We start from the raw sequence: 23,049 nt of genomic DNA, 5'->3' as shown, positions 1-23,049 counted from the left end.
GCCTTGTTGTAGTGGTCAACCAACCCCGGACACGGCGTTAAGTTTTTCCTCGCCACCTGCAGGCGCAAAGCCTAGGTTAAAATAATCCGGCCGGCGCCATTTTTTGCCGCTCCACCTAGTCAGGCTGTTCGAACAAACCCCGGAACCCCCAACCCCAAACTCTCCCGCAACGTCGTCCCCTCGTAAGCCGTGCGGTACACCCCCCGCTCTTGCAGCAACGGAACAACCTCCTGAGTGAACCGCTTGAACTGCGACGGATGCCCTATGTAAATGTTAAAGCCATCCACCGCCCGCGCCTCGAACCAGTCCGCCATCTTTCGAGCGACCGTCTCCGCTGATCCCACGAATGCACCCGGCCGCAACTGCCGGCCGAATTCCACGGCCTGGCGCAGCGTGAATCCTTTTTCTTGTGCTTGATTGGCGATCCGCTTGGCGGCCGTGAAGAAGCTGCTGCGCGCGGCTTCGAGGCTTTCCTGGGGGAAAGGTGCGTCAAGATCGTATTGGCTGAAGTCGTGCCAGCCGAAGTTGCGACCGAACTCCTTGAGTGCAAGCTCGAAGCTGTGGTCGACCTCATGGTAGTGCCGCTCGATTTCACGCGCGTGGTCGTCGGTGTCGCCTACATGGATTTCAGCGCCCGGCATGACCAGCAGCTGCTCGGGATCTCGCCCCAGGCGCTCCGCCCTCCCCTTGATATCACGATAGAACGCCTGGCCCTGCTCGATGCTGGCCGCGTGGGTGAATACGACATCGGCGGTGGCGGCGCCCAGTTCTCGGCCCTGCTCGGAATCGCCTGCCTGGAATATGACGGGCTGCCCCTGCGGGGAGCGCTGGATGTTCAACGGGCCGACCACGGAAAAATGTTCACCCTGGTGGTTGAGCGCGTGCAATTTGCTTGCGTCGAGAAACTGTCCAGTCTGCCGATCCCGTACGAAGGCATCTTCCTCGTAGGAATTCCACAGTCCCTGGACGACCTGCACATGTTCTGCAGCCCGGCTGTATCGGGTGTCGTAGTCGAAATGCTCGTCCCGGCTGTAATTTCCTGCGGTACCTGCGTCGCCACTGGTGACCACGTTCCACCCCGCCCGCCCCTTGCTGATCAGGTCGAGCGACGCGAGTCGGCGCGCGACGTTGTAAGGCGAGTTGTAGGAAGTGGTGAGCGTGCCCACCAACCCCAGATGTCGGGTGGTGACCGCGAGCGCGGATAGCAGCGTCAGGGGTTCCAGCCGATTGAGGTAGTGCGAGGGAGAGCCTGGCGTGATGAACTGGCTGTCGACGATGAACATCAGGTCAAACAGCGCTGCCTCAGCCTGCTGCGCGATGTCGATGTACCAGTCGACGTTCACACTGGCGTCAGCCGGCAACTCGGGGTCGAGCCAGAGGTTGTGCCGCCCCGGGCCGCCGCAGCCCATTGTCAGAGCACCGAGTTTGAGCTTTCGTGACGTCATGTTGATCGTGTTCCTTGCGAGTAGGTAAAAGCCTTGAATGCTGTCAGCCGGTTCAGGGCTGAGCTTTTGCCACAACGGGCTGGAGCGACGCTGCGAAGGAGTCGTCGAACAGACTCGCCGCCGGGTAGGCCTTGACCAGGCCCAGGCTGGCGAAAAAGTCCACGGTCTTCTGGGCCTGGATGGGGGCTTGTGGGCCCAGCGGCTCGACGGTGGTTCGCGCACGGGCGAACCAGGCTCGTGAGATGTCAGCGTCCGCGCGGGTGCGCTTTGACCAGGCGTCGGCATAGGCATCCGTATTGGCAGGGTTTTGCAGTGTCCAGTCGCGAGCCTTCTTCAATCGCTGCAGAAAATCGCTGATCAGCGCACGCTTGGGATCGATGGCCTTGGCGTTGGCGGCAATTAAACTTTGCGCAGGAATCAGCCCGTCTGCCGTCGCCAGAATGCGCGCGCCCTGCCTTTCCTGTTGGGTGACGTAAGGTTCCCAGGTGGCGATCACGTCCACTGAGCCGCCATCCAAAGCATGAGAGGCGTCCAGGGCGCTGAGATAGCGAAGGTCAAGCGAGTCTCTCGGAACGCCCGCCTTGTCCAGCGCAGTGAACAGCAACTGCTGGCTCCAGGATCCTTTCCAGATTGCGGCGCGCTTGCCTTTGAGGTCTTCGATACTGCGTATCGGTGAGTCCTTGCTTACCAGAATGGCAACGCCATCAAGGCTCTGGCGACCTACCGCAATCACCTTGATCGGCGCACCCAGGGCGCCCAGAAACAGAGCAGGCGCGTCACCGAGCAAGCCGATATCCAGACTGCCGACGTTCAGGGCCTCCGCAACGGGCGACCCTGCAGTGAACTGTTTCCACTCAAGGGTGTAAGGCAGGTCATTCAGCACGCCTGCCGCTTCCATGACAGCTTGTGCGTTATAGCTCTGGTCTCCCACTACCAGCGTCTGCGCGCTCGCCGAGAGGCAGAGCAAGGACGTGGCCACTCCGATCGCCAGTTTCTTCAGGTAACGCACGGTTGTCTCCAAAGCCCATTCAGGACGGTGAGGATCGATCCGCGGGTACGGTCTCGGGAAATTTAGGGTGTGGTCAGCAGCGAGGTTGCCAGTGCTTCGAGAGGAGAATTCCTATGGACGCCGCGACAAGATAGAGACGCACGGGCGAGAGGTGAAATACCCAATGCGCATAATCCTATTACCAAAGATGCGTTGTGCGCATTTTCGGGCGCAGGCGATAGAGGTTTATAGAGAAGGTAGGACAGCATCATTCCCTTGCTGGCCATGCCGATCAACTTATGAACATCTGACAAAGTCGAGATAGAATCGCGCAGTCAAAACAGGGAAGCAGCGAACACATGGACGTCATTCAGCAGCTACAACCACTGCTCAACAGCAGTTACAGCATTTTGGTTGCGGCCGCAGCCACGCTGGCAGTGCTTGTGAAGATTTTATCTCACATCAACAAGGCAATGGACTGGCACGATAAGCACTTCGTCCGCAAACGCTTGTCCCACCTCAGAGACATTCGATCAGGTGCGACCAACACGAGGCTCATTCGATATCTGGATGACGCTACGGAGCTTGAGCTGTTTCGAATCGCCTCCGGCGTCAGCACTAGCCGCTCGAAGATGGAGTACCTGCTCGAGCTGGATGAAACTGGGCGGTGGAACCGCATGCAGCTGCGAAGCCTTGCAAAATTTCTGGCGATGCAGCCTGGTAGCGAGACTCCAGTCTTGTCGGTGACCTCCTTGGATAAATTGAGCGCCTGGACGGGTGGTATCAGTACACTTCTCACTCTGTTGTTGGGCGTCGGGTGTATGACTCTGATGGCCAGTACCAGTGTGCCTCTCATGTGGATTTTCGGGCTATTGCTGTTTGGATTGGCAATTCTGCTCGCAAGGTATTTGGCGACCGACTGTATCGACTACCTTATCGTGACACGGGCGCAGCGATACCTGAACTTGCAAGCCCAGATGACGGAGACTGATCAGTGATCATTGCCCGATCAGAGAACCACTGGGTTGCGAGTGCCGCTGAAAAGTCCTGATACCGCCCGATTTCCAGGCATCGCACTCAACACTCACAGCGCGCCTCGAGCCACCCCATTACCCACCCGAACAATGTCAGCCATCACGGCCAAGGCAATTTCCGCCGGGGTCTTGCTGCCCAGCCGCAAGCCCACCGGCGCGCTGATCCGCTCGATCGCCTCATCATCCAGGCCGCCGATGCGGCGCACGCGTTCCAGGCGTTTCTCGCTGGTGCGCTTCGAGCCCATGGCGCCAATGTAGAACGCCGGCGTTCTCACCGCTTCAAGTAGCGTCAGGTCGTCCAGGCGGGGATCGTGGGTCAGCGCGACGACGGCGGTACTGGCGTGGCAGCCGCCATTTTCGATGAAAGTCGCCGGGAGCTGCTCGATGACCTTGACCCCTTCAAGGGCAAAGCCAGCAAGCAGCTCGGTGCGGGGGTCACAGACGATCACTTCATAACCCAGAGACACGGCAAAGCTTGCGCAGAACTCTGCGACGGGCGAGAGCCCCGCTATCAATAGCCGCCGCGCTGCGCCGATGCGAATCGTGATTTGCCGCTCGGACAGTTCGACCGTCGAACCCTGTGCAGAGCAGACGTCGAGTGTCCGGTCAAGGGTGTCTAGAGAAACCGTGCGGATGATCCGCTGCTGGCCCTGGAGCGCCTGCAACATGAGGGAAAAATGCTCGAGTGCCTCGCAGCCGGGGACGAACTGCTCAACCAGGACGTCCAGCACGCCACCGCAGGGTAGTTTCAAAGACGGCGCCAAACCCCCTTCCCCATAGCGAACGACCTGGTTTTCAGGCCCGAATTCGTTACGGCCAAGGCGTTCGAGGAAGTCATCTTCCACACACCCGCCGGACAGCGATCCGCAGAAACGCCCATCTGCCAAGGCAACCAGCATCGCACCCGGCCCGCGTGGCGCGGAGCCATAGGTCGACAGAACGGTACACAGGCACACAGATTGTCCCTGCTCAAGCCATTGCTGGGCGTGCTGGACGACTTGGAGGTCGAGACTGTTCATGGGGGTTACGGTCCGCTGTGTTGGCAACATCCCCTGGTGAATGGGGCGTAATTACCCGGTTTAGTATGACGGCGAGTCGCCTCGCAGAATTGCCTGATCTGCGCGGGTTCTTGCCTATTCCTTGGGACCTTGGGTCTGAGCGGACACCTCTTTGGGTCGGGCTTTACTATTGCGGTCTATGCTCGGAATAGGCAATAAAGACGTCTGTTCAGGCAATTTGCCCCTCGATTGCCCTGCAATACTGGCGTCGATGAAACCCAGTCGTGCAACGTGGGCCTGATCCGTTTAGATGCTCTTGAGCCAGCTGCGTTAATCAGGGCGTTCTGGCGCTTTCTTTAGCCTCTTTCCAGACCAAGCATGGAGGAAGAGCTTGTGGCTCACCGTGAACACCCCACCGATTCTATCGAGCTGCAAAGCAGCTCCTCCGGCAATGCCGAGCCGCTCGTGGCCAACGATACCCGCAGGCTGGCCCAGGCCCTGAGCCGATGGGCACGCAGCGACGGTGATCACGAAACGCCCGTAACCGGACTCACGCTGCACCGCCGCCATAAACTCACCATGCCCCTGCACTGTATCTACGGTCTGGGCCTGGGCCTGACCGTGCAAGGGCGCAAACAGGTGATCGTGGGCGAAGAGTTGATGACCTATGGGCCGGGGCAATCGATGGTCACCAGCATCGATATGCCGGTGATCTCCAATGTCATCCAGGCCAGCGTTGCACAGCCTTTTCTAGGCATGATGTTGACCTTCGAGAATGCGCTGGTCGTCGAAATCGCCGAGCGGCTGCAGTTGTCGCAGAGGCTCAAGGACGAAGCCTTCAAACCCTTGTCCGTGAATGACCTGGACAGCGGGGTGCTGGAGGCGCTCGAACGTCTGATTGCCTTGTTTGATCACCCCGAACTGCTCAAATCGCTGGCGCCGTTGATCAAGGAAGAAATTATCATCAGGCTGATGAACGGCGCTCACGGGCCTCATATGCTTCATGTGGTCAGCGCAGGGTCGCCCAGCCAGAACATCGCCAAAGCCGTCGCCTGGCTCAAACTTCATTACAGCGAGGCGCTGCGCATGGATGATCTGGCGACCATTGCCCATATGAGCCCTTCCACTTTCCGCCAGCACTTTCGTACCGTCACGGGAATGAGCCCCTTGCAGTATCAGAAACAACTGCGCCTGCAGGCCGCACGCCAGTTGATGTACAGCGAAAACATCGATGCCAGTAGCGCAGGCGGTCTGGTGGGCTATGAAAGTTCTTCCCAATTCAGTCGCGAATACAGCCGCCTGTTCGGCCATCCACCGCAGCGCGATATCAAGCGCATGCGGGTTCAATAAGTTCACGAATCGAAATAAATCGTTTTAGGCAATCATGACCCTGGATAGGGCAAGCCCGATTTCGTGTTTCCTTTTAACGTGGGCCACCCCTTTATCGGAGCCCCTGTCATGGCCTCACTTTTCGATCCGCTCGCCGTAAAAGGCGTCACTCTGCGTAACCGTATCGTCGCCTCGCCCATGTGCCAGTACCAGGCGCGAGATGGACTGCTCAATGAATGGCACCAGGCCCACTACGCCATGCTGGCACGTGGCGGTGCGGGGCTGGTGATCGTCGAAGCCACCGCCGTAGCCCCCGAAGGTCGAATCACGCCGGGCGATGCGGGCTTGTGGAGTAACGAACACGTACCCGGTTCTGCAGCCGTCGCCGCGTCGATCAAGGCGGCCGGCAGCGTTCCCGGCATTCAGATCGGGCATGCAGGCCGCAAGGCAGGCTGCACACCCCCTTGGGAAGGAGGCGCGCCGCTGGAACGCTCCGATCCGCAGGCATGGACACCGGTAGCCCCCAGCGCCCTGCCCTATGTGCCTGGCTCGGATTACGTACCGGCGGAACTGACTCAGGAACAGATCCTGGTGACTCAGCAAGACTTCGTCGACGCGGCCGTTCGTGCACGACAAGCCGGTTTCGAGTGGCTTGAACTGCACTTCGCACACGGCTTTCTCGGGCAAACGTTCCTGTCACCGCAATCGAACGTCCGTGAGGATCAGTACGGAGGTCCGTTGGAAAACCGTGCCCGGTTTCTGCTCGAAACCCTGAAAGCGGTGCGGGAGGTGTGGCCAGAACATCTGCCGTTGACCATGCGCCTGGGCGTGACCGAATTCGGCGAAAACACACATCAGTCGTTCTCCGAATCCCTGCAGCTTCTGAAGTGGGCAAAGGAAGCGGGGTTGGACCTGGTCGACGTAGGGCTGGCCCTCACCAGCGCCAATGATCCGGTACCTTGGGGCCCCAACTTCATGGTCCCGTACGCTGAACGCGTGCGGCTGGAGACAGGCCTGCTGGTTGCGACGAGCTGGATGATCACTGACCCGAAAGAAGCTGACGCTTTCGTCCGTGAGCACAAGCTGGACCTGGTGTTCTTTGCTCGTACGCTACTGGCCAATCCCCACTGGCCCTTCCATGCTGCTCGGGAGCTGGGGATAGAGAAACCCGAAGCGGTGCTGCCCACGCCCTATGCGTTCTGGCTGCAGAACTGGTCGGCCTGAGTGCGGTTCGAAAGCCCTGATACCGTTGGTATCGGGGCTTTTTTTTCGTGACTTCAATGAATCAGGCGTTTGCTGCGACCATCATCTCACGTGTCATGTCTGTGACCGTGATGCGCCCCGCCATGGAGAATACGAAAGGCTCGCTCATCCAAGCCTCAATCTGAAATTGCCTATCTATTTAGCTCGGGAGGTGAGATGTTGTTGAAATGTGCGTCCCACCCTGCGTCGTATCCTGCCGCACAGGCATTTCTGATTTCATGCTTTTGAAATCGTCACAGGGCAAGGATGCATGACTATCTCGATAGTGATTCTTTGTGGAGCTCGAGAAAACACTCGATTTCTTCAACAGTTTTGCGATGCCGGCGAAGACTGGCAGATAAGCTTTTTCGACAATACCGCGTCGGTAGTCACCTACCTGAAAGAGCATTCGGTCGAACTCATTATCGTCAGCATGACCCGCGTACGATTCAGAGATCTCGTGAGATTCGCTGCGTTTTATGAATTGGTGTCGGCCACACCCATCTTGATGAGTGGAACGGAAGCACAGCGCATAGCCGCCGAGGCTTTCGTCGCTATGGGTGCGCAGGGTTTCAGCTCCACTGAGCCGAAAGAACAGGGTATCGGCGTCCAGCTGATTCGCGATCTGATCTTGCGCTTTCGCCTGCTCAGGCAAATGGAGCTGCGCGCGGTGCGAGCCGAGGTCACGCTCAATGCCATCAGCGATGGCGTGATCGGCGCCGATGCCAACGGCAACGTCGACTTCATGAATCCGGCTGCGGAAGTGCTGACTGGCTGGTCAAGCACCGAGGCCAAAGGACAGTCCATCACCAAAGTGATGTCCATTGATATCAACGACCCGCTTGGAGATGAGCTACATCCTGTGCAATTGGCTATGCAGCAGCGTTCGGCAGCGGGTCTGAGTGCGGGGGCGGTACTGATAAAACGTAATGGCAGCCGAGTGGATATCGAAGATTCAGCTGCTCCGATCATTGATGATCGGGGTGATCTGACTGGCGCCGTGGTAGTGTTTCATGACGTCTCCGAGGCGCGCGCCATGAAAGTGAAAATGACCTACTTGGCCGAGCACGACTACCTGACTCGGTTGCCCAATCGAGTGTTGTTCCAGGATCGTCTGGAACAGGCCGTCCGCACCGCGCGGCGCGATAATCAGCGCTTGGCCGTGATGTTTATCGACCTCGACAATTTCAAGTACATCAACGATTCGCTCGGCCATACGGTAGGCGACCAACTTCTGTTCGCTGTGGCGACCGCCATGACCCGCAGCGTTCGGGCTTCGGATACCGTAAGTCGTCAGGGCGGCGATGAGTTCGTGGTGTTACTGCCAGCTCTGCAGGTGGACGATAACGTCGAAGTCATTGCCACGAAAATTTTAGAAGCGATCAACGCGGGGCATCAGATAAACCAAAGTACGCTTCATATATCCGCCAGTATCGGTATCAGCTTTTTCCCCACCGATGCTTCCAACGTTGAAGACCTGATCAAGCATGCCGACACCGCGCTTTACGATGCCAAAGTGAAAGGTCGCAATCGCTATCAGTTTTTCCGACCCACCATGAATGCCAATGTTGTGGAGCGTCAGGCCATCGAAGCTGACTTGCGCAATGCCCTGCGGCTTGACCAGTTCATGCTCTATTACCAACCCAAAGTGGATCTGAGTACAGGTCAAATAACTGGGGTGGAGGCCTTGTTGCGCTGGTCACATCCGCGCGAGGGCATAATCGCCCCTTCACGCTTCATCGCTATTGCCGAAGACAGCAGGTTGATCATTCCCATCGGTAACTGGGTGGTACAGACGGCCTGTCGGCAAATTCGCCGATGGGAGCAGCAGGGGCTGAAAAATGTCTGCATTGCCGTCAACGTGTCGACGATCGAGTTGTCGCACGCCGGTTATGTGAATGACATCCAGTCGATTCTCCAGGAAACGGGGATCGCCCAAGGTACGCTGCAACTTGAGTTGACCGAAAGCGTGCTGATGTCCGACCTGCCCTTCAATCGACGAGTATTGGCGAGTCTCAAGAGCGCCGGCCTGAGTCTGGCGCTGGATGACTTTGGCACCGGTTACTCCAGCCTGGCGTATCTCACTCAACTGCCGTTCGACGTCTTGAAGATTGATCAATCCTTCATTCGACATGTTGATTCGCGCTCAGATAACGCTGCAGTGGTCGCCGCGATTCTCGCCATGGGCACGAGCCTGCAGCACTGTGTAGTGGCGGAGGGTATCGAGGATGTCCTGGAACTCGGTTTCTTGCAGCGCAGTGGCTGTCATGAAGGGCAAGGCTATCTGTTCAGCCGGCCACTCAACGAACTCCAGATGACCACGTTACTCATCGCCGGCAGCATAGACATACCGTCGGCTCTCGACAGCCATTGATAATGCGTATCTGATTTTCCTGCTCTGGCGTGCCCTCGCAATCCGACTGAACTTTGCTTTCTTCGCCCCCCTCAATTGGCAAACCCTCACGAGTCATATCCATGCTTCCACACAGCAGACAAGGCCACGGGGCGCCCACCTTCGTGCTGATGCATTACCTGGGCGGGTCTCACCGTACCTGGTTTCCTACCGTTCCCTATCTCGACGGCGAACATGAGTGCATAGCGATCAACACGCCGGGATTCGGCGATGCGGCGCAGGTCGAGGGCTATACCGTCGAAGCGATGGTCGAGCACGTGGATCAATGCATCCGGGAACTGGGCCTGACGAACTGCGTGTTGGTGGGTCATTCGATGACAGGCAAGGTCGCCGTGGTGCTGGCGTCACGCCGGCCCGACTACCTGAGCGGGCTTGTACTGGTCGCGCCCTCGCCCCCCGGCCCACAGCCGATGAGCGATGCCGACCGAGACCAGCAGCGCGCTTATGCCAAGACGCGTCCCGAGGCTGAAGCCTTCGTCGATGAATCCAGCACGCTGCGTCTGCATGACGACATTCGCGAAGTCGCCATCGCCGATGCCCAGCGGCTGAACCTCGATGCCTGGCGCGCCTGGGTCGATCACGGCAGTCGTGAAGACTGGACTGCCCGATTGGGGACGATCGATTACCCGGTGCTACTGGTTTGTGGCGAGCTCGATGAGCAGGTACCGGGGCCCGAAGAGCAGCGCCGGACCACGCTGGCGGCCTTTGAGCGCAGTACGTTGGAAGTCATTCCGAACGCGGGTCATCTGATGCCGATGCAGACGCCTCAGGCGCTGGCGAAGTTGATGCTGACGTTCGCGAAGGAACAGTGCAGCAAATGACCATCTTCTAGCTACACCCGGTTTGCAACATGCATTTGAACGCCGCCATGTCGGCATAATCGTTGAACGAGGTGAATATGGATCTGGGAATCAAAGGCCGCGTTGCACTCATTACCGGTGCCAGCGGCGGCGTTGGCTTGGCGACTGCCAGACAGCTGCACGAAGAAGGCGTGCAACTGGTGTTGAGTGACATGGATCAGAAGAAGCTGGAAGAGGCTTACACCTGGTTGAAAGCCGACAGCGTGTTCGTGGCCGCCGACATGACCCAGCAGGATCAAGTGGCGCGCGTCGTCGAGGCTGGTCGAGACAAGTTCGGCAAGATTGACATCGTCGTGCACACTGCGGGCGTCACGGGTGCCAAGGGTGATCCGCTGGAGCTCTCGGACGAGGACTACCTGGAAGCCTGGAACACGGACTTCTTCTCTGCCGTCCGCGTCGCTCGAGCAACCATCCCTGATATGCGTACACACAACTGGGGACGCTTCGTCTGCATCACCTCCGAAAACGCCGTACAGCCGTACTGGGAAGAAGCGGTCTACAACACTGCCAAGGCCTCGCTGGGTGCGTTCATCAAGAACCTGTCCTACAAGGAAGCCGCTCACGGCGTGCTGTGCAATACCGTGGCTCCAGCGTTCATCGAGACACCCATGACCGATGGGATGATGAAGAAGCGCGCCGAAGAACTGGGCGTGTCCTTCGAAGAAGCCATTGAAAGCTTCCTCGAGGAAGAGCGTCCTGGCATCGTCCAGAAACGCCGTGGCAAGCCAGAAGAAGTGGCCGCCGCCATCGCGCTGCTGGTGTCTGAACGCGCGTCCTTCATCAACGGCAGTAACCTTCGTGTCGACGGTGGGTCGGTGCAGGCGCTGCAGAACTGACCGAGGTCAAATCGCTGGTTTTCGTTCAGGACCGGATCCGGTAGCCCGCCATGCGGGCTATGGATTCAAGTCGATGACATCTGCGCAGCGCAGCTGTCACTTCAGTCGATATTCGACCGTCAAGTGACTGATCTCATGCACAGACTTCAGGGCGGCTCGGACGTCATCTGCGGAGCGTCCACAATCGCCATGCACGCTGACAATCGCCGCTCGCGCCTGCGGACCGACCCGCCAGACGTGCAGGTCGGTGATTTCAATACCTTCGCCCCGCAGCAGTTCGCGAATTTCCTTCGCCACATGCTCGTCTGTTCTGTCCAGCAGGACAGCCGCGGTGTCCCTCATCAATGAATACGCCCAGCGGGCGATGACCACGGCACCTACCAGACCGATCAATGGGTCAAGCCATACCCAACCCAGGAACTTGCCGGCCAGCAATGCAGCGATGGCCAGCACCGACGTGACTGCATCAGCCATGACGTGCACGTAAGCCGAGCGCAGGTTGTTGTCCGTACCATGGGCCGGTTCGTGGTGATGATGATCATCGTGACCATGGCCATGACCATGGCTGTGACCGCCGGCCGATAGCAGTAGCGCACTGATGATATTGACGATCAAGCCGACAACCGCAATAAGCGTCGCGGTGCCAAACTGAACCGACGTCTGTTGGAACAGGCGCATGACCGACTCGACGCCGATACCCGCCGAAACCAGACCCAGGACGAGCGCTGAGGCGAACCCACCTAGATCCCCTACCTTGCCCGTGCCGAAACTGAAGGCATCGTTGGCCGCATGTTTGCGTGCAAATCCGTAGGCTGCCGCGGATATTCCCAATGCAGCTGCATGGGTGGCCATATGGAAGCCGTCGGCAAGCAATGCCATCGAACCGGTGACGTAGCCCGCCGCGATTTCGCCGATCATCATGACCACGGTGAGTGCCACAACCCATAGCGTACGCCGAGCGTTGTGATCATGGTCAACGCCGAGGAAGTCATGGCTGTGGCTGTGCTGGAGCGAGGCATTGGTCATGGCGATGTCATTTCCCATAGCGGCGAACGGCTTCGAGCAGTTCCTCGGTGCCTTTGGCTCGTTCTTCATCGCTCAAGCCAGGCTTGGCGACGTGTTCCCAGGCATGGTCCTCGAGGATTACGTCAAGCAAGCCGTTCATAGCACCACGGGTGGCTGCCACCAAATGAAGGGTCTTGGCACACTCGGCGTCGTCCTCGAGTGCCCGTTCGATGGCCTGGACCTGGCCGGCGATACGTTTGACCCGTTTGAGCAACTGTTCTTTCGCCGCTTTGGTGTGTGCCATACCCTACCCCCCCTACCCTATAGTGGGAGGCATCATGCGCTGTGGCATCCGTGATCGCAAGTCTGTGTCTATAGACGTCAACAGAAACCGCCTGTTCAAGGCGGTTTGTGTCAACGCTGCCACGCCTCATGGCGCGATGAAACGGTCCTCGTCCAGCTCAATATCCTGATAGGCATCCTCTGCCTCGGCATGCTGTGCAGCCCACACCCGATAAGTACCTTTGCCTATCTTGAAGCAACCTCCATCAGGTCCGTCCTGGTACCTGGCGAACACCCGAGGCTCCAGTTCCAGCTCGGCAATACTGTGCTGCCCGGCATCCAGGTCGACTTTGGCGAAGCCTGCCAGCCTGCGAACGAAACCCTCTTCGCCCAGCTTGGCCACGTAGCACTGGACGACCAACTTGCCCGCCCGCTTGCCGCTGTTCATGACCTGCACAGATGTCTTGATGTGCTCCCCGTACGCCACGTTCAGGCCGGAAATCTCATACTGGGTATAGGACAACCCAAACCCGAATGGGAACAATGGCTTGAGCCGCTCGCGCGCGAACCAGCGATAGCCGACGTCCGAACCTTCAATGTCGTAATCGATCGGGATGATGCCGCCTTTGCGCGGCATACCGGGGTTGGAGGTGGTGGTTTCGGGGTCTATCTGCTCGGGTCTGGGCAGTTGGGCTTCGCTGGCTGGGAAGGTCAGCGGCAGATGGCCGGATGGATTGACCCTGCCGAACAGCACTCCGGCGATGGCAGCCGCGGCGCCTGAACCTGGGTACCACGCCGCTAGAATCGCACCCACCTCATCTTTCCAGGGCATGAGCACCGGGCCGCCGGATTGAATGACCACGACGGTAGCTCTGTTTGCCGCTGCGACCGCGCCAATCAGCGCGTCCTGGTTACCCGGCAGACCGAGGCCTACGGCATCCAGGCCTTCGGAACGCCACTCCTGAGCGAACACGATCACCACCTCGCTGCGGCCGGCCTCGAACACCGCCAGATCGATGTCGCTGCCGTCGAGGAAGGTCACCTCCTCGGCTGAACTTTCCTCGGCGATGGCGGCGACCAAAGGAGCAGGTTGATAGACCTTGTCCACACCGACACCCATGATCGTGGTGCCTTCCTTCTTAAGGCTGCCCAGCGGCGTGACCGCCGAAGATCCGCCACCACAGAGCACACCATGGTCAGCGTGCTCACCGACGACCAGTATCCGTTTGCGCTTCAGCGGGATCGGCAACCACCCTGCATCGTTCTTCAGCAGTACGATGCCCTCCTCAGCCTGACGTTGTGCGATCAGCTTGTGAGCGCTGAAATCGATCGGCTGAGGCTTCGGCTCGGTCTCGTCCTGATCGAGGATTCCCACTGCCAGCAGGCTGGTGAGGATCCGGGTGACCATGTCGTCGATACGCGATTGCGGCACCCGGCCGTCTTTGACTGCGTCGCGCAGGGCCTGGCCGAAATACTCCTGGTCGTCCAGGTTGGCGCCCGATTGCACGTCGAGTCCGGCCAGCGCGGCCTTGACCGTTGAATGGGTCGCACCCCAGTCGGACATCACCCAGCCTGGGTAACGCCACTGACCCTTGAGCACATGATTGATGAGAAACTCGTTCTCCGACGCGTAGTCGCCGTTGATCAGGTTGTACCCCGGCATCACCGCGCCGGGGTTGCCCAACTCGATGGCGATCTGGAACGCAAGAAGGTCCGATTCGCGCATGGCAGGCTCCGACAGATTGGAGCTGACCATCACTCGCCCAGTCTCCTGCCCGTTGGCGATGAAATGCTTCACCGTGGACACCACGCCCTGCGCCTGGATGCCGGCGACCGAATGGCCTCCCATTACACCGGAGAGCAGTGGATCCTCGGAAACGTATTCGAAGTTTCGGCCGCAGCGTGGCTCACGGATCAGATTGATGCCGCCCGCCAATTGCACGTTGAATCCTTTCGCGCGCGCTTCGCGACCGACCAGAGCGCCGCTTTCATAGGCCAACCGGGTGTTGAAAGACGCACCCAAGGCCAATGAACTGGGCAAGCCGGTGGCGTGATCGCCCGGACGCACGTTACCGACGTTGCTTATGCCAAGGCTCGCGTCAGCCTGCTGTAAGGCCGGAATGCCCAGGCGCGGGATGGCTGGGTAATAAGCGGCGGAGCCAATGGCACCTGCAGGCTTCTGCGTGTCCCCGACGGGAATGGCCATCGGGCCGGACAGCCAGGAAAACTTCTCGTCCTCACTCATTTCGGCGACCAGAAGCTGAGCCTGCGCACGCAGGGTTTGAGCATCGACAAAGATGGCAGGGTGCAAACTGTTCTGCGGTGTACTTTTCATAAGGCGGATTCCGAATTGCCGGTTATCAAAGTGACCCCTGTCGGGAAGAACCGTTTCAGCCAGTTCAAGGCACGCGACGTTCCGCCGCGCACCGGCCGCCACACCGCCTCGAACTAAATCGCTTCAGCTGAACCAAAGTTCAGATCGTTCAAGTTCCCGAAGCCCACCTGCATGTCCACTGACCACGCTTACCATTTCACCGAGGACCAGCGCCCGAACGTTGCCGGTGCGCCCTATCTTCCGCTGCACACCCTTGGCCGTCGGGTGGCCTATGTAATCGTTGCGCTCCTGATGAGCCTGTCAGGCACGTTCGGCAACAGCTTGATCACCGAAAATCTGGCGCAACTGGCCGGCGGCTATTCGGCGTATTCGGCCGAGATGGTCTGGCTCACCGGGGTGTTCGTCGGCGTGGGTGCCTGCAGCAACCTGTTCGTGATCAAGGGGCGACAGCAGTTCGGGTTGCCGCTCATGCTGTTCGGCGCCCTTGGGCTCTACGCGCTGGCCGCGGCGGCGGATGTGCTGTTCGCCAATCTGACCACCGCGATACTGTCCCGCGCTGCGAACGGTCTGGCCACCTCGACGGCGGTGGCTTCAAGTGTCTATTACCTCATGTCGGCGCTGCCCCAGAGCAAACGGATTCTGGCGGTGGCGACGCCCATCGCCTGTGTCCAGTTGGCTCAGCCACTGGCGCGCCTGGTGCCGGTCGACTTCCTCATTGCCGACGGCAACACCACTCTGCGTCTGTTGGTGCTGCTGATACCTGTCCTGCAGATCGTAATCCTGGCCCTGAATCCACTACCACCTACCTACCGCATCAAGACCTTCGAGTGGGTAGACCTGATCACGGGCGTGTTCGTGGCGTGTGGCGCCGTCATGTTGGGATGTGCGCTGGCTACCGCGTCCACCTATTGGTGGAACGACGCACCATTCGTTGGCGAGCTGATGCTGGGCGCTGTATTGACCATCGGTGCAGCCTTGCTGGTCGAGGCGTGCCGCAAGCGTCCCGAGATCGACATCGGCTGGCTGAGCAATCGCCATATCTGCACGTTCATGGGTATCGCGCTGCTGGAACGTGTCTCGCTGGCCGTGCAGACCACTAGCGTGCCTGGCTTGTTCGCACTGCGCAGCCTCAACAACGATCAGTACCATGCCCTGTTTGCCTGGGTGTCCGTGGCGATGCTGGCAGGCATCGTGATCATGCTGGCGACGTTGAACCCGCGTTCGTTGCTGTATCAAATGGTCGCCGCGCTGGGCTGCATTGCCATGGGCGCGCTGCTGGCGTGCTTCAGCAACGGCTCGGTTCGCCCGCAGGATCTGATCGTGTCCCAGTGCCTGATCGGCTTCGGTGCCACGCTGTTCGTCGGCCCGGCGCTGCTCTACAGCGTCTCGCAAGTGCTGAAGCAGGGTCCGCAGGTACTGGTGCCGACCGTGTTGATCTTCGCCGCCACACAGAACCTGGGCAGTGTGATTGGCTCGGCCCTGCTGAACAGCGTCCAGTACGCAACGCAACGTTATGCGATCTCCGGTTATGCCAATCGCCTGAGCGCAACCGATCCGCGCGTCGATCCGTCAGCGCTTTCCACGCTGACCAGCGAGGTGAGCCGCCAGGCCAGTGTGATCGGCTACCTGAACAGCTTTCGCCTGGTATTGGTGATTGCACTGGCCGCCACACTGGTGGTGCTGGCGGCCGCCGCTTATTCCAGCTACTCCAATCGCCATCCAAAGAGGAAACCCACGTGAGCAAGGACTCTCCTTCCGAATCGTCACCGTCCGAGTCGTCCGACGATACCTGGAAGCCTGCCAAGCCCAGCCTGATCCAGCTCGGTGCAATTGCCCTGGTTGCGTTGCTGGCGGTGACGTTGGTGCTTTATATATGGCGTTTCTTTCCCTTCAGCGATGACGGTCCCTATACCGATAACGCTTACGTGCGTGGCTATGTCACGACTCTGGCTCCGGAGGTCTCCGGGCACCTCACCAACGTGCTGGTCAAGGACTATGAAACCGTCCACGAAGGCCAGCTGCTGGCGCAGATCGACCCTGCCAGTTACGCCGCCAGTGTCGAGCAGGCGGTCGCCGACCTCGACGCCGCCAAGAGCGACCTGGCCAACAACGCCCAGTCTCAAGCGTCCGCCGTGGCAACCTTGAGCGCACGCCAGGCCGCGCTCGGCACCGCCAATGCAGAATTGCTTCGCGCCCAAGGGGATTACGCCCGTAGCGAAGCGCTGGTCAAGGAAGGTGCGGTGTCCATCCAGGAGAGGGACACCGCGCTGGCGGCGTTGCGCAGTGCCAAAGGCGCGCTTGCCGAAGCGCAGGCCAATATCAAGGTGGCGCGCGCCGACGTGCGTACCCAAGAGGTGGCGGCACAGGGGTTGAATGCCAAAGTGCAGCAGGCCAAAGCGGCGCTGGACTCGGCCCGGATACAACTCTCCAGGACACGAATCGTGGCGCCGGCCGACGGTCAGCTCGGCCGTGTCGAATCCCATGTCGGCCGCTACGTCGGCGCCGGCACTGCATTGTTCAGCCTGGTCGAAACGGACCGCTGGGTAATTGCCGATTACAAGGAAGCGCAGACCCATGGCATCACCCTCGGCCAGACCGCGCATTTCGAGGTCGATGCCCTCCCCGGCACGACGTTCAGCGGCATCGTTGAGCGGATGGCACCGGCCACCGGCCTGGAATTCTCGGCAATGACCGCCGACAACGGCACCGGTAACTTCGTCAAGGTGCCCCAGCGCCTGGGCGTGCGCATCGCCATCGATCGTGATCAGCCGCTGTTCGAGCGCCTGCGGCCGGGTATGTCGGTGGAGATAAGGGTGGATACCGATAGCAGCGAATGACCCTAAGATCATGCGCACCGGATATTCGGCGCGCAGGATTAGGCCCCGGACAGACGCTGGCTCCTGCGCAGCAGTCAACTCATCCAGTTGCCACCGTCGACGTTGTAGGTTTGCGCAACGATGTAATCGCTCTCCGGGCCAGCCAGGAATACCGCCATCCCGACCAGGTCTTCGGCCGTGCCCATTCGGCCGAAGGGAACTTCGAGGCCAACCAGGCGTTTCTTCTCGCCCAGAGGACGGTTCTCGTGCTTGGCGAACAAGGCATCGACACCATCCCAATGCTCGCCGTCCACGACTCCGGGGGCGATGGCATTGACGTTGATCTTGTCTTTGATGAGGTTGAGTCCTGCCGACTGGGTCAGGCTGATCACCGCCGCCTTGGTCGCGCAGTAGACACCCACCAACGCCTCACCTCGGCGACCGGCCTGGCTGGCCATATTGATGATCTTGCCGCCATGCCCCTGCGCGATCATCTGCTTGGCGGCGGCCTGGAGCGTGAACAACGTGCCGCTGACATTGATGGCAAACAGCTTGTCGTAGCTGGCCCTTGTGATCTCGGTGATCGGCGCCAGATCGAACAGCGCCGCGTTGTTCACCAGGATGTCCAGCTTGCCGACCTGCGTGACCACCGCCGCCATGGCGGCATCGATGGATGCCTGGTCGGTGACATCCATTTCAACCGCATACGCCTGCGGTCCCAGTTCGGCAGCGGTCGCCCGGGCACGTTCCAGATCGATGTCGGCGATCGCGACCGTGGCACCTTCGCGAATGTACGCTTGGGCGAATGTACGGCCGATGCCCCGTGCCGAACCGGTAATCAGGGCGCTTTTTCCTTCGAGACGTTTCATTAGGTCTACCTTGAGGTGCGGGGCGCGTGGTTTCAACGAGCGCGCCTGTTGGAATTCATGCGGCTCGCGATGCAGCAGGCGCTACGGCCAGGCCGCTGTCATCGAACACGTGGCAGTGGGCAACATCGAGGGTCAGGTAACGCGCAGCGCCGTAGGGCACCTCGCAGTCTCCCTGGACACGTACCGTCAGGCTTTCCCCGAAGGCGATGTTGACGTGGCAGAAGGTGTCACTGCCCAGACGTTCGGTGACATCTGTAGTCACCGGCACATGGCCTTGCTCGCCCAGGCTCAGATGTTCAGGTCGTATGCCGATGGTCACGGCCTGGCCGACGGACAGCGCACCGCTTGCACGGGGTATCAGCAGCCTGGCGCCGGCAGTGAATTCGACCTCCACGCCAGTGGGCTGAACGGCCGTCACACGGGCTTGCAGAAAACCCATCTTGGGCGTTCCGAGAAAGCCTGCGACGAACAGGTTGGCCGGATGATGGTAGAGCTCCAGAGGCGAGCCGATCTGCTCGATCCGCCCGCCGTTCAACACCACGACCTTGGTCGCCAGGGTCATGGCCTCGACCTGGTCATGGGTCACGTAGATCATGGTCGCTTGCAGTTCCTTGTGCAGCCGGGCCAACTCCAGGCGGGTCTGCACACGCAGCGCGGCATCGAGGTTGGATAGCGGCTCGTCGAACAGGAAGATCTTCGGGTTGCGGACGATGGCCCGCCCGATGGCCACACGCTGACGCTGTCCCCCCGAGAGCTGCTTGGGCTTGCGATCGAGCAGCGCTCCGAGTTCGAGAATTCGGGCAGCCTCGGCGACCTTGCGCTCGACGTCGGGCTTCTTCTCACCCGCCAGGTCCAGCGCGAACGACAGGTTCTTGCGCACGGTCATGTGCGGATACAGGGCGTAGGTCTGGAACACCATCGCCAGGTCGCGCTTGGCCGGTGGTACTTCGGTGATGTCGCGGCCGTCCAGCTCGAGGGTGCCGCTGCTCACCTCTTCGAGCCCGGCGATCAGACGCAGCAGGGTCGACTTGCCGCAGCCCGACGGGCCGACGAACACCAAGAATTCGCGGTCGTGCACTTCCAGGTCGATGCCCTTGATGATCTGCAGACCTTCGAAGCCCTTTTTCAGGTTCTTTATTTTCAGAGTGGCCATGGGTGTGGTCCTTTGGAAGGAGATGGTGTTCGAGCGGGCGTCTTCGCGGGTAGAACCCGCTCCCACAGGGGGGCGTCGCACAATGATGTATGGGTCACTTGACTGCACCGAAGGACAGGCCGCGCACCAGTTGCTTCTGGCTGATCCAGCCGAATATGAGAATCGGCGCGCAGGCCAAGGTGGAGACAGCGGACAGCTTCGCCCAGAACAAACCTTCTGGGCTTGAATAGGAAGCTATGAGGGCGGTAAGCGGCGCAGCGCTGGAGCTCGTCAGGTTGAGCGACCAAAACGCCTCGTTCCAGCACAGGATCAACGACAGCAGCATGGTCGAAGCCAGACCGCCCTTGCTGATGGGCAGCAGCACGCGCACCATTTCCTGCCGCAACGTCGCGCCGTCCAACCTCGCAGCTTCCAGGATTTCCCGCGGGATGTCCTTGAAGTACGTGTAGACCATCCAGACCACGATGGGCAGGTTGATCAGGGTGTAGATCACGATCAGTGCCAGCCGCGAGTCCAGCAGACCAGCGCCTTTGGCCAGCAGGTAGATAGGCATCAGTACACCCACGGGCGGCAGCATCTTGGTCGACAGCATCCACAGCAGTGTCTGCTTGGTGCGTTTGGTCTCGTAGAACGCCATCGAATAGGCCGCCGGAACCGCGATCAACATGCACAACGCCGTGGCGGTGAAGGAAATGAGTACCGAATTCCAGGCGAAGTGGAAGTAGTCACTGCGTTCCTGGATGTGCAGGTAATTCTCCAGCGTCGGGGTGAAGATGAACTGCGGCGGCGTGGCGAAGGCGTCGATCTCGGTCTTGAAACTGGTCAGCACCATCCAGAAAATCGGAAAGAACAGCAGCAAGGCTGCGGCCCAGGCCAGGGTACCAAGCACGATGCTTTGCAGCCGCCGGGATTGTTTGAGTGTCATCATGGCGTCGTCCTCAAGCGTTGTCGGTCAGGTTTTTGCCGATCATGCGTACCAGGACGATCGCCGCGATGTTGGCTATCACCACCGCTATGAGTCCCCCTGCCGAGGCCATTCCCACATCGAATTGCACCAGGGCCTGGTTGTAGATCAAGTACGCCAGGTTGGTCGAGGCAAACCCTGGCCCGCCATTGGTGGTAGTGAAGATCTCGGCGAATACCGAGAGCAAAAATATCGTCTCGATCATGACGACCACCGCAATCGGCCGGGCCAGGTGGGGCAACGTGAGGTGCCAGAAGATCGCCACGGGGCCAGCGCCATCCAGCCGTGCGGCTTCTTTCTGTTCCTGATCAAGCGACTGCATTGCAGTCATCAGCAGCAGGATTGCGAAAGGCAGCCATTGCCACGCGACGATCAAGATGATCGAGAAGAGCGGATAGTGCGCCAGCCAGTCGACCGGTTGCGCGCCAAAAAACTTCCATACCGCCGCAAGTACGCCGGAAACGGGATGAAAGATCAGATTCTTGAAAACCAGCGACCCCACCGTGGGCATGATGAAAAACGGTGAAATGAGCAGCACTCTGACGATGCCACGTCCGAGGAACTCACTGGCTTCAAGCAACGCGGCGATCAACACGCCCAGAACCACACTGATCAGCAGCACGCTGACCACCAGGACCAGTGTATTCAGGGCGCCGGGCAGAAAGCCCGTGTCGGTGACGAAATAGGTGAAGTTCTCGAGGCCGACGAATTCGTTCTCCCCTGGGTTGAGCAGGTTGAACCGGATCACCGAGAAATAAACCGTCATGGTCAGCGGGACGATCATCCACAGCAGCAGAAGTGCAACCGAGGGCGATACCAGAAACCAGCCTGGATTGCGTAGCCGGCGCGTGCGTGACGGAGCCGAAACCAAAGACTGGTCTCGAACGAGGGACGTGTTCATGGGCGTTTACCTGTGCGGCGGTGACCGCCGGCGTCGGGCCGGCGGGTGTCGTGGGCGGATTATTTCTTGGGGGAGCCCGCGCGCTTCATCTCGCGTTCGGTAGTGGACTGAGCAGATGCCAGCGCCTGATCCACCGACATCTGCCCGGTCAGCGCTGCACTGAACAGCTTGCCCACGGAGGTGCCGATCGACTGAAACTCCGGAATCACCACGTACTGGATGCCCACGTACGGCACCGGCTTGGCTGACGGGTTGGAAGGATCGGCGTGCTTCATCATCTGCAAGGTGACTTCGGCGAATGGGGCCGCCTTCAGGTAGGCGTCACTGTAGGTCGAAAGGCGCGTGCCAGGCGGAACGTTGGTGATGCCATCCTTCTCGGTGACCAACTGGATATAGGCTTTGGAAGTTGCCCAGGTGACGAACGTCTTGGCGGCCGCCTTGTGCTTGGAGGTGGCGGGAATGGCCAGCGACCAGGCGTACAACCAGGACGAGCCTTTGTCGGTGACCTCGGTGGGCGCAGGCGCGAAGCCCACGCTGTCGACCACCCTGCTCTGCTCCTTGTCGGTGGTGAACGAACCCGCCACGCTGGCATCCACCCAGATCGCACACTTGCCGCTGTTGAACAACGCCAGCGTTTCGTTGAAACCGTTGCTGGATACGCCGGGAGGGCCGTATTTCTTCAGCGTATCGACGTAGAAATTCGCCGCGGCTTTCCACTCTGGGCTATTGAGTTCGGGCTGCCATTGTTCGTTGAACCAGCGCGCCCCGAAGGCGTTGGCCATGGTGCTGAGCAATGCCATGTTTTCACCCCAGCCAGCTTTGCCTCGCAGGCACATGCCGTACTGATCCTTGGACGGATCATTGAGCTTGGCGGCGAATTCACCCAGTTGCGACCAGGTGGGTTTCTCCGGCATGGTCAAGCCCGCGGCCTTGAACAGATCGGTGCGGTAGTAGGTGACGGTGCTTTCGCCATAGAACGGCAACGCGTAGAGGGTATCGTTGACCGAAAGACCCTGGCGGACCGCAGGGAAGATGTCATCGACATCATAGTCGGCCGGCAGATTCTGCATGGGCTCCAGCCAGTTCTTGGCCCCCCATAGTGGCGTCTCGTAGGTGCCGATGGTCAATACGTCGAACTGGCCACCCTGGGTGGCAATGTCGGTTGTCAGGCGCTGGCGCAGCACGTTCTCTTCGAGAACGACCCAGTTGAGCTTGATATCGGGATTCTGCTGCTCGAAGATTTTCGACAACCGCTGCATGCGGATCATGTCGCCGTTGTTGACCGTCGCGATCGTCAGGGTCTCGGCAGCATGGCTGGCGAAGGCGACTGACAGACCAGCTGAAAGAATTAGCGCAGGGGTAATCTTCATGGGGCTCTCCGCTCCAGGCCGATTCGACCTGAGCTGTTATTGTTGTTGTCGACCATCGCCGCGCGGATCGTGCCGTGGCCGCAGCGCTGTACGAGCCGATTAGATCACCCCCCATATTCCCGCTCAAACGAATGGCGAACGTCATTTCGATACTTTTTTGACCGTCCTATCCATCGACGCGTGCGATCAAAAAACTATCGAACAGGCGC

General features: G+C 59.7%; 19 protein-coding genes. 8 read left to right on the top strand and 11 right to left on the bottom strand.

Going from position 1 to position 23,049, the window contains the following annotated elements:
- Positions 1 to 119 precede the first annotated feature (119 nt).
- Both ASF66_RS02895 and ASF66_RS02890 read right to left on the bottom strand, forming a co-directional pair.
- The gene (locus ASF66_RS02895; RefSeq protein ID WP_056842648.1) at positions 120 to 1,445 is read right to left on the bottom strand and encodes an LLM class flavin-dependent oxidoreductase; all 1,326 of its coding nucleotides are present in this window, start codon (positions 1,443 to 1,445) and stop codon (positions 120 to 122) included.
- Positions 1,446 to 1,497: 52 nt separating this feature from the next.
- The gene (locus ASF66_RS02890; RefSeq protein ID WP_056842647.1) at positions 1,498 to 2,454 is read right to left on the bottom strand and encodes an ABC transporter substrate-binding protein; all 957 of its coding nucleotides are present in this window, start codon (positions 2,452 to 2,454) and stop codon (positions 1,498 to 1,500) included.
- Positions 2,455 to 2,792: 338 nt separating this feature from the next.
- Between ASF66_RS02890 and ASF66_RS02885 the strand changes: the two genes are divergently transcribed.
- A complete protein-coding gene (locus ASF66_RS02885; protein WP_056842646.1) occupies positions 2,793 to 3,431 on the top strand; it encodes a hypothetical protein in 639 nt (212 codons plus the stop codon).
- An 86-nt stretch (positions 3,432 to 3,517) separates the two neighbouring features.
- Here ASF66_RS02885 and ASF66_RS02880 read toward each other — a convergent pair whose 3' ends face one another.
- Complete coding sequence (locus ASF66_RS02880) at positions 3,518 to 4,486, bottom strand: XdhC family protein (RefSeq protein WP_056842645.1); 969 nt, start codon at positions 4,484 to 4,486, stop codon at positions 3,518 to 3,520.
- Positions 4,487 to 4,843: 357 nt separating this feature from the next.
- Between ASF66_RS02880 and ASF66_RS02875 the strand changes: the two genes are divergently transcribed.
- The 5 genes from ASF66_RS02875 to ASF66_RS02855 all read left to right on the top strand — a co-directional run bounded on the left by ASF66_RS02875 (position 4,844) and on the right by ASF66_RS02855 (position 11,145).
- Entirely contained in the window at positions 4,844 to 5,815 is a 972-nt protein-coding gene (locus tag ASF66_RS02875; RefSeq protein WP_082484404.1) for an AraC family transcriptional regulator, read from the top strand.
- A 108-nt stretch (positions 5,816 to 5,923) separates the two neighbouring features.
- Complete coding sequence (locus tag ASF66_RS02870) at positions 5,924 to 7,018, top strand: NADH:flavin oxidoreductase/NADH oxidase (protein ID WP_056842644.1); 1,095 nt, start codon at positions 5,924 to 5,926, stop codon at positions 7,016 to 7,018.
- Between the two features lie 289 nt (positions 7,019 to 7,307).
- The gene (locus tag ASF66_RS02865; protein ID WP_082484402.1) at positions 7,308 to 9,410 is read left to right on the top strand and encodes a putative bifunctional diguanylate cyclase/phosphodiesterase; all 2,103 of its coding nucleotides are present in this window, start codon (positions 7,308 to 7,310) and stop codon (positions 9,408 to 9,410) included.
- Positions 9,411 to 9,511: 101 nt separating this feature from the next.
- Positions 9,512 to 10,270 (top strand): alpha/beta fold hydrolase, encoded by a 759-nt coding sequence (locus tag ASF66_RS02860; RefSeq protein ID WP_056842642.1) that lies wholly within the window; start codon positions 9,512 to 9,514, stop codon positions 10,268 to 10,270.
- Positions 10,271 to 10,347: 77 nt separating this feature from the next.
- Entirely contained in the window at positions 10,348 to 11,145 is a 798-nt protein-coding gene (locus tag ASF66_RS02855) for an SDR family oxidoreductase (RefSeq protein WP_056842641.1), read from the top strand.
- Positions 11,146 to 11,241: 96 nt separating this feature from the next.
- Here the strand turns inward: ASF66_RS02855 and dmeF are convergent, their stop codons facing one another.
- The 3 genes from dmeF to ASF66_RS02840 all read right to left on the bottom strand — a co-directional run bounded on the left by dmeF (position 11,242) and on the right by ASF66_RS02840 (position 14,869).
- Positions 11,242 to 12,171 (bottom strand): CDF family Co(II)/Ni(II) efflux transporter DmeF, encoded by a 930-nt coding sequence (gene dmeF, locus ASF66_RS02850; protein ID WP_056842640.1) that lies wholly within the window; start codon positions 12,169 to 12,171, stop codon positions 11,242 to 11,244.
- Between the two features lie 7 nt (positions 12,172 to 12,178).
- Positions 12,179 to 12,454, bottom strand: a complete 276-nt coding sequence (locus ASF66_RS02845; protein WP_056842639.1) for a metal/formaldehyde-sensitive transcriptional repressor — start codon at positions 12,452 to 12,454, stop codon at positions 12,179 to 12,181.
- A 126-nt stretch (positions 12,455 to 12,580) separates the two neighbouring features.
- Positions 12,581 to 14,869, bottom strand: a complete 2,289-nt coding sequence (locus ASF66_RS02840) for a beta-glucosidase (RefSeq protein ID WP_236707038.1) — start codon at positions 14,867 to 14,869, stop codon at positions 12,581 to 12,583.
- Between the two features lie 69 nt (positions 14,870 to 14,938).
- On the opposite strand from ASF66_RS02840, the gene ASF66_RS22630 reads away from it, so the two are divergent.
- Both ASF66_RS22630 and ASF66_RS02830 read left to right on the top strand, forming a co-directional pair.
- Complete coding sequence (locus ASF66_RS22630) at positions 14,939 to 16,507, top strand: hypothetical protein (protein ID WP_056842637.1); 1,569 nt, start codon at positions 14,939 to 14,941, stop codon at positions 16,505 to 16,507.
- Entirely contained in the window at positions 16,504 to 17,604 is a 1,101-nt protein-coding gene (locus ASF66_RS02830; RefSeq protein WP_056842636.1) for an HlyD family secretion protein, read from the top strand. Before ASF66_RS22630 ends, ASF66_RS02830 begins: the two co-directional genes overlap by 4 nt.
- A 74-nt stretch (positions 17,605 to 17,678) precedes the next feature.
- Here ASF66_RS02830 and ASF66_RS02825 read toward each other — a convergent pair whose 3' ends face one another.
- The 5 genes from ASF66_RS02825 to ASF66_RS02805 all read right to left on the bottom strand — a co-directional run bounded on the left by ASF66_RS02825 (position 17,679) and on the right by ASF66_RS02805 (position 22,840).
- Entirely contained in the window at positions 17,679 to 18,452 is a 774-nt protein-coding gene (locus tag ASF66_RS02825) for an L-iditol 2-dehydrogenase (RefSeq protein WP_056842635.1), read from the bottom strand.
- A 55-nt stretch (positions 18,453 to 18,507) separates the two neighbouring features.
- On the bottom strand, positions 18,508 to 19,605 hold the full coding sequence (locus tag ASF66_RS02820; RefSeq protein ID WP_056842634.1) for an ABC transporter ATP-binding protein: 1,098 nt from the start codon (positions 19,603 to 19,605) through the stop codon (positions 18,508 to 18,510).
- A 94-nt stretch (positions 19,606 to 19,699) separates the two neighbouring features.
- Entirely contained in the window at positions 19,700 to 20,533 is an 834-nt protein-coding gene (locus ASF66_RS02815; RefSeq protein ID WP_056842633.1) for a carbohydrate ABC transporter permease, read from the bottom strand.
- A 10-nt stretch (positions 20,534 to 20,543) separates the two neighbouring features.
- Positions 20,544 to 21,470, bottom strand: coding sequence for a carbohydrate ABC transporter permease (locus tag ASF66_RS02810; RefSeq protein WP_056842632.1), 927 nt, complete (start codon positions 21,468 to 21,470; stop codon positions 20,544 to 20,546).
- Between the two features lie 59 nt (positions 21,471 to 21,529).
- On the bottom strand, positions 21,530 to 22,840 hold the full coding sequence (locus ASF66_RS02805; protein WP_056842631.1) for an ABC transporter substrate-binding protein: 1,311 nt from the start codon (positions 22,838 to 22,840) through the stop codon (positions 21,530 to 21,532).
- Between the last annotated feature and the right edge of the window lie 209 nt (positions 22,841 to 23,049).

The organism is Pseudomonas sp. Leaf129, assembly GCF_001423465.1.
GTDB classification, from domain to species: domain Bacteria; phylum Pseudomonadota; class Gammaproteobacteria; order Pseudomonadales; family Pseudomonadaceae; genus Aquipseudomonas; species Aquipseudomonas coleopterorum.
Note: the sequence above shows the minus strand (reverse complement) of the source record. Positions and strands in the feature narration are given on the sequence as shown.

Coding starts and splice junctions, on each gene's coding strand:
- ASF66_RS02885 (WP_056842646.1), top strand. CDS start 2,793: ATGGACGTCATTCAGCAGCTACAACCACTGCTCAACAGCAGTTACAGC.
- dmeF (WP_056842640.1), bottom strand. CDS start 12,171: ATGACCAATGCCTCGCTCCAGCACAGCCACAGCCATGACTTCCTCGGC.
- ASF66_RS22630 (WP_056842637.1), top strand. CDS start 14,939: ATGTCCACTGACCACGCTTACCATTTCACCGAGGACCAGCGCCCGAAC.
- ASF66_RS02845 (WP_056842639.1), bottom strand. CDS start 12,454: ATGGCACACACCAAAGCGGCGAAAGAACAGTTGCTCAAACGGGTCAAA.
- ASF66_RS02880 (WP_056842645.1), bottom strand. CDS start 4,486: ATGAACAGTCTCGACCTCCAAGTCGTCCAGCACGCCCAGCAATGGCTT.
- ASF66_RS02865 (WP_082484402.1), top strand. CDS start 7,308: ATGACTATCTCGATAGTGATTCTTTGTGGAGCTCGAGAAAACACTCGA.
- ASF66_RS02895 (WP_056842648.1), bottom strand. CDS start 1,445: ATGACGTCACGAAAGCTCAAACTCGGTGCTCTGACAATGGGCTGCGGC.
- ASF66_RS02875 (WP_082484404.1), top strand. CDS start 4,844: ATGGAGGAAGAGCTTGTGGCTCACCGTGAACACCCCACCGATTCTATC.
- ASF66_RS02855 (WP_056842641.1), top strand. CDS start 10,348: ATGGATCTGGGAATCAAAGGCCGCGTTGCACTCATTACCGGTGCCAGC.
- ASF66_RS02860 (WP_056842642.1), top strand. CDS start 9,512: ATGCTTCCACACAGCAGACAAGGCCACGGGGCGCCCACCTTCGTGCTG.
- ASF66_RS02810 (WP_056842632.1), bottom strand. CDS start 21,470: ATGAACACGTCCCTCGTTCGAGACCAGTCTTTGGTTTCGGCTCCGTCA.
- ASF66_RS02820 (WP_056842634.1), bottom strand. CDS start 19,605: ATGGCCACTCTGAAAATAAAGAACCTGAAAAAGGGCTTCGAAGGTCTG.
- ASF66_RS02870 (WP_056842644.1), top strand. CDS start 5,924: ATGGCCTCACTTTTCGATCCGCTCGCCGTAAAAGGCGTCACTCTGCGT.
- ASF66_RS02825 (WP_056842635.1), bottom strand. CDS start 18,452: ATGAAACGTCTCGAAGGAAAAAGCGCCCTGATTACCGGTTCGGCACGG.
- ASF66_RS02805 (WP_056842631.1), bottom strand. CDS start 22,840: ATGAAGATTACCCCTGCGCTAATTCTTTCAGCTGGTCTGTCAGTCGCC.
- ASF66_RS02815 (WP_056842633.1), bottom strand. CDS start 20,533: ATGATGACACTCAAACAATCCCGGCGGCTGCAAAGCATCGTGCTTGGT.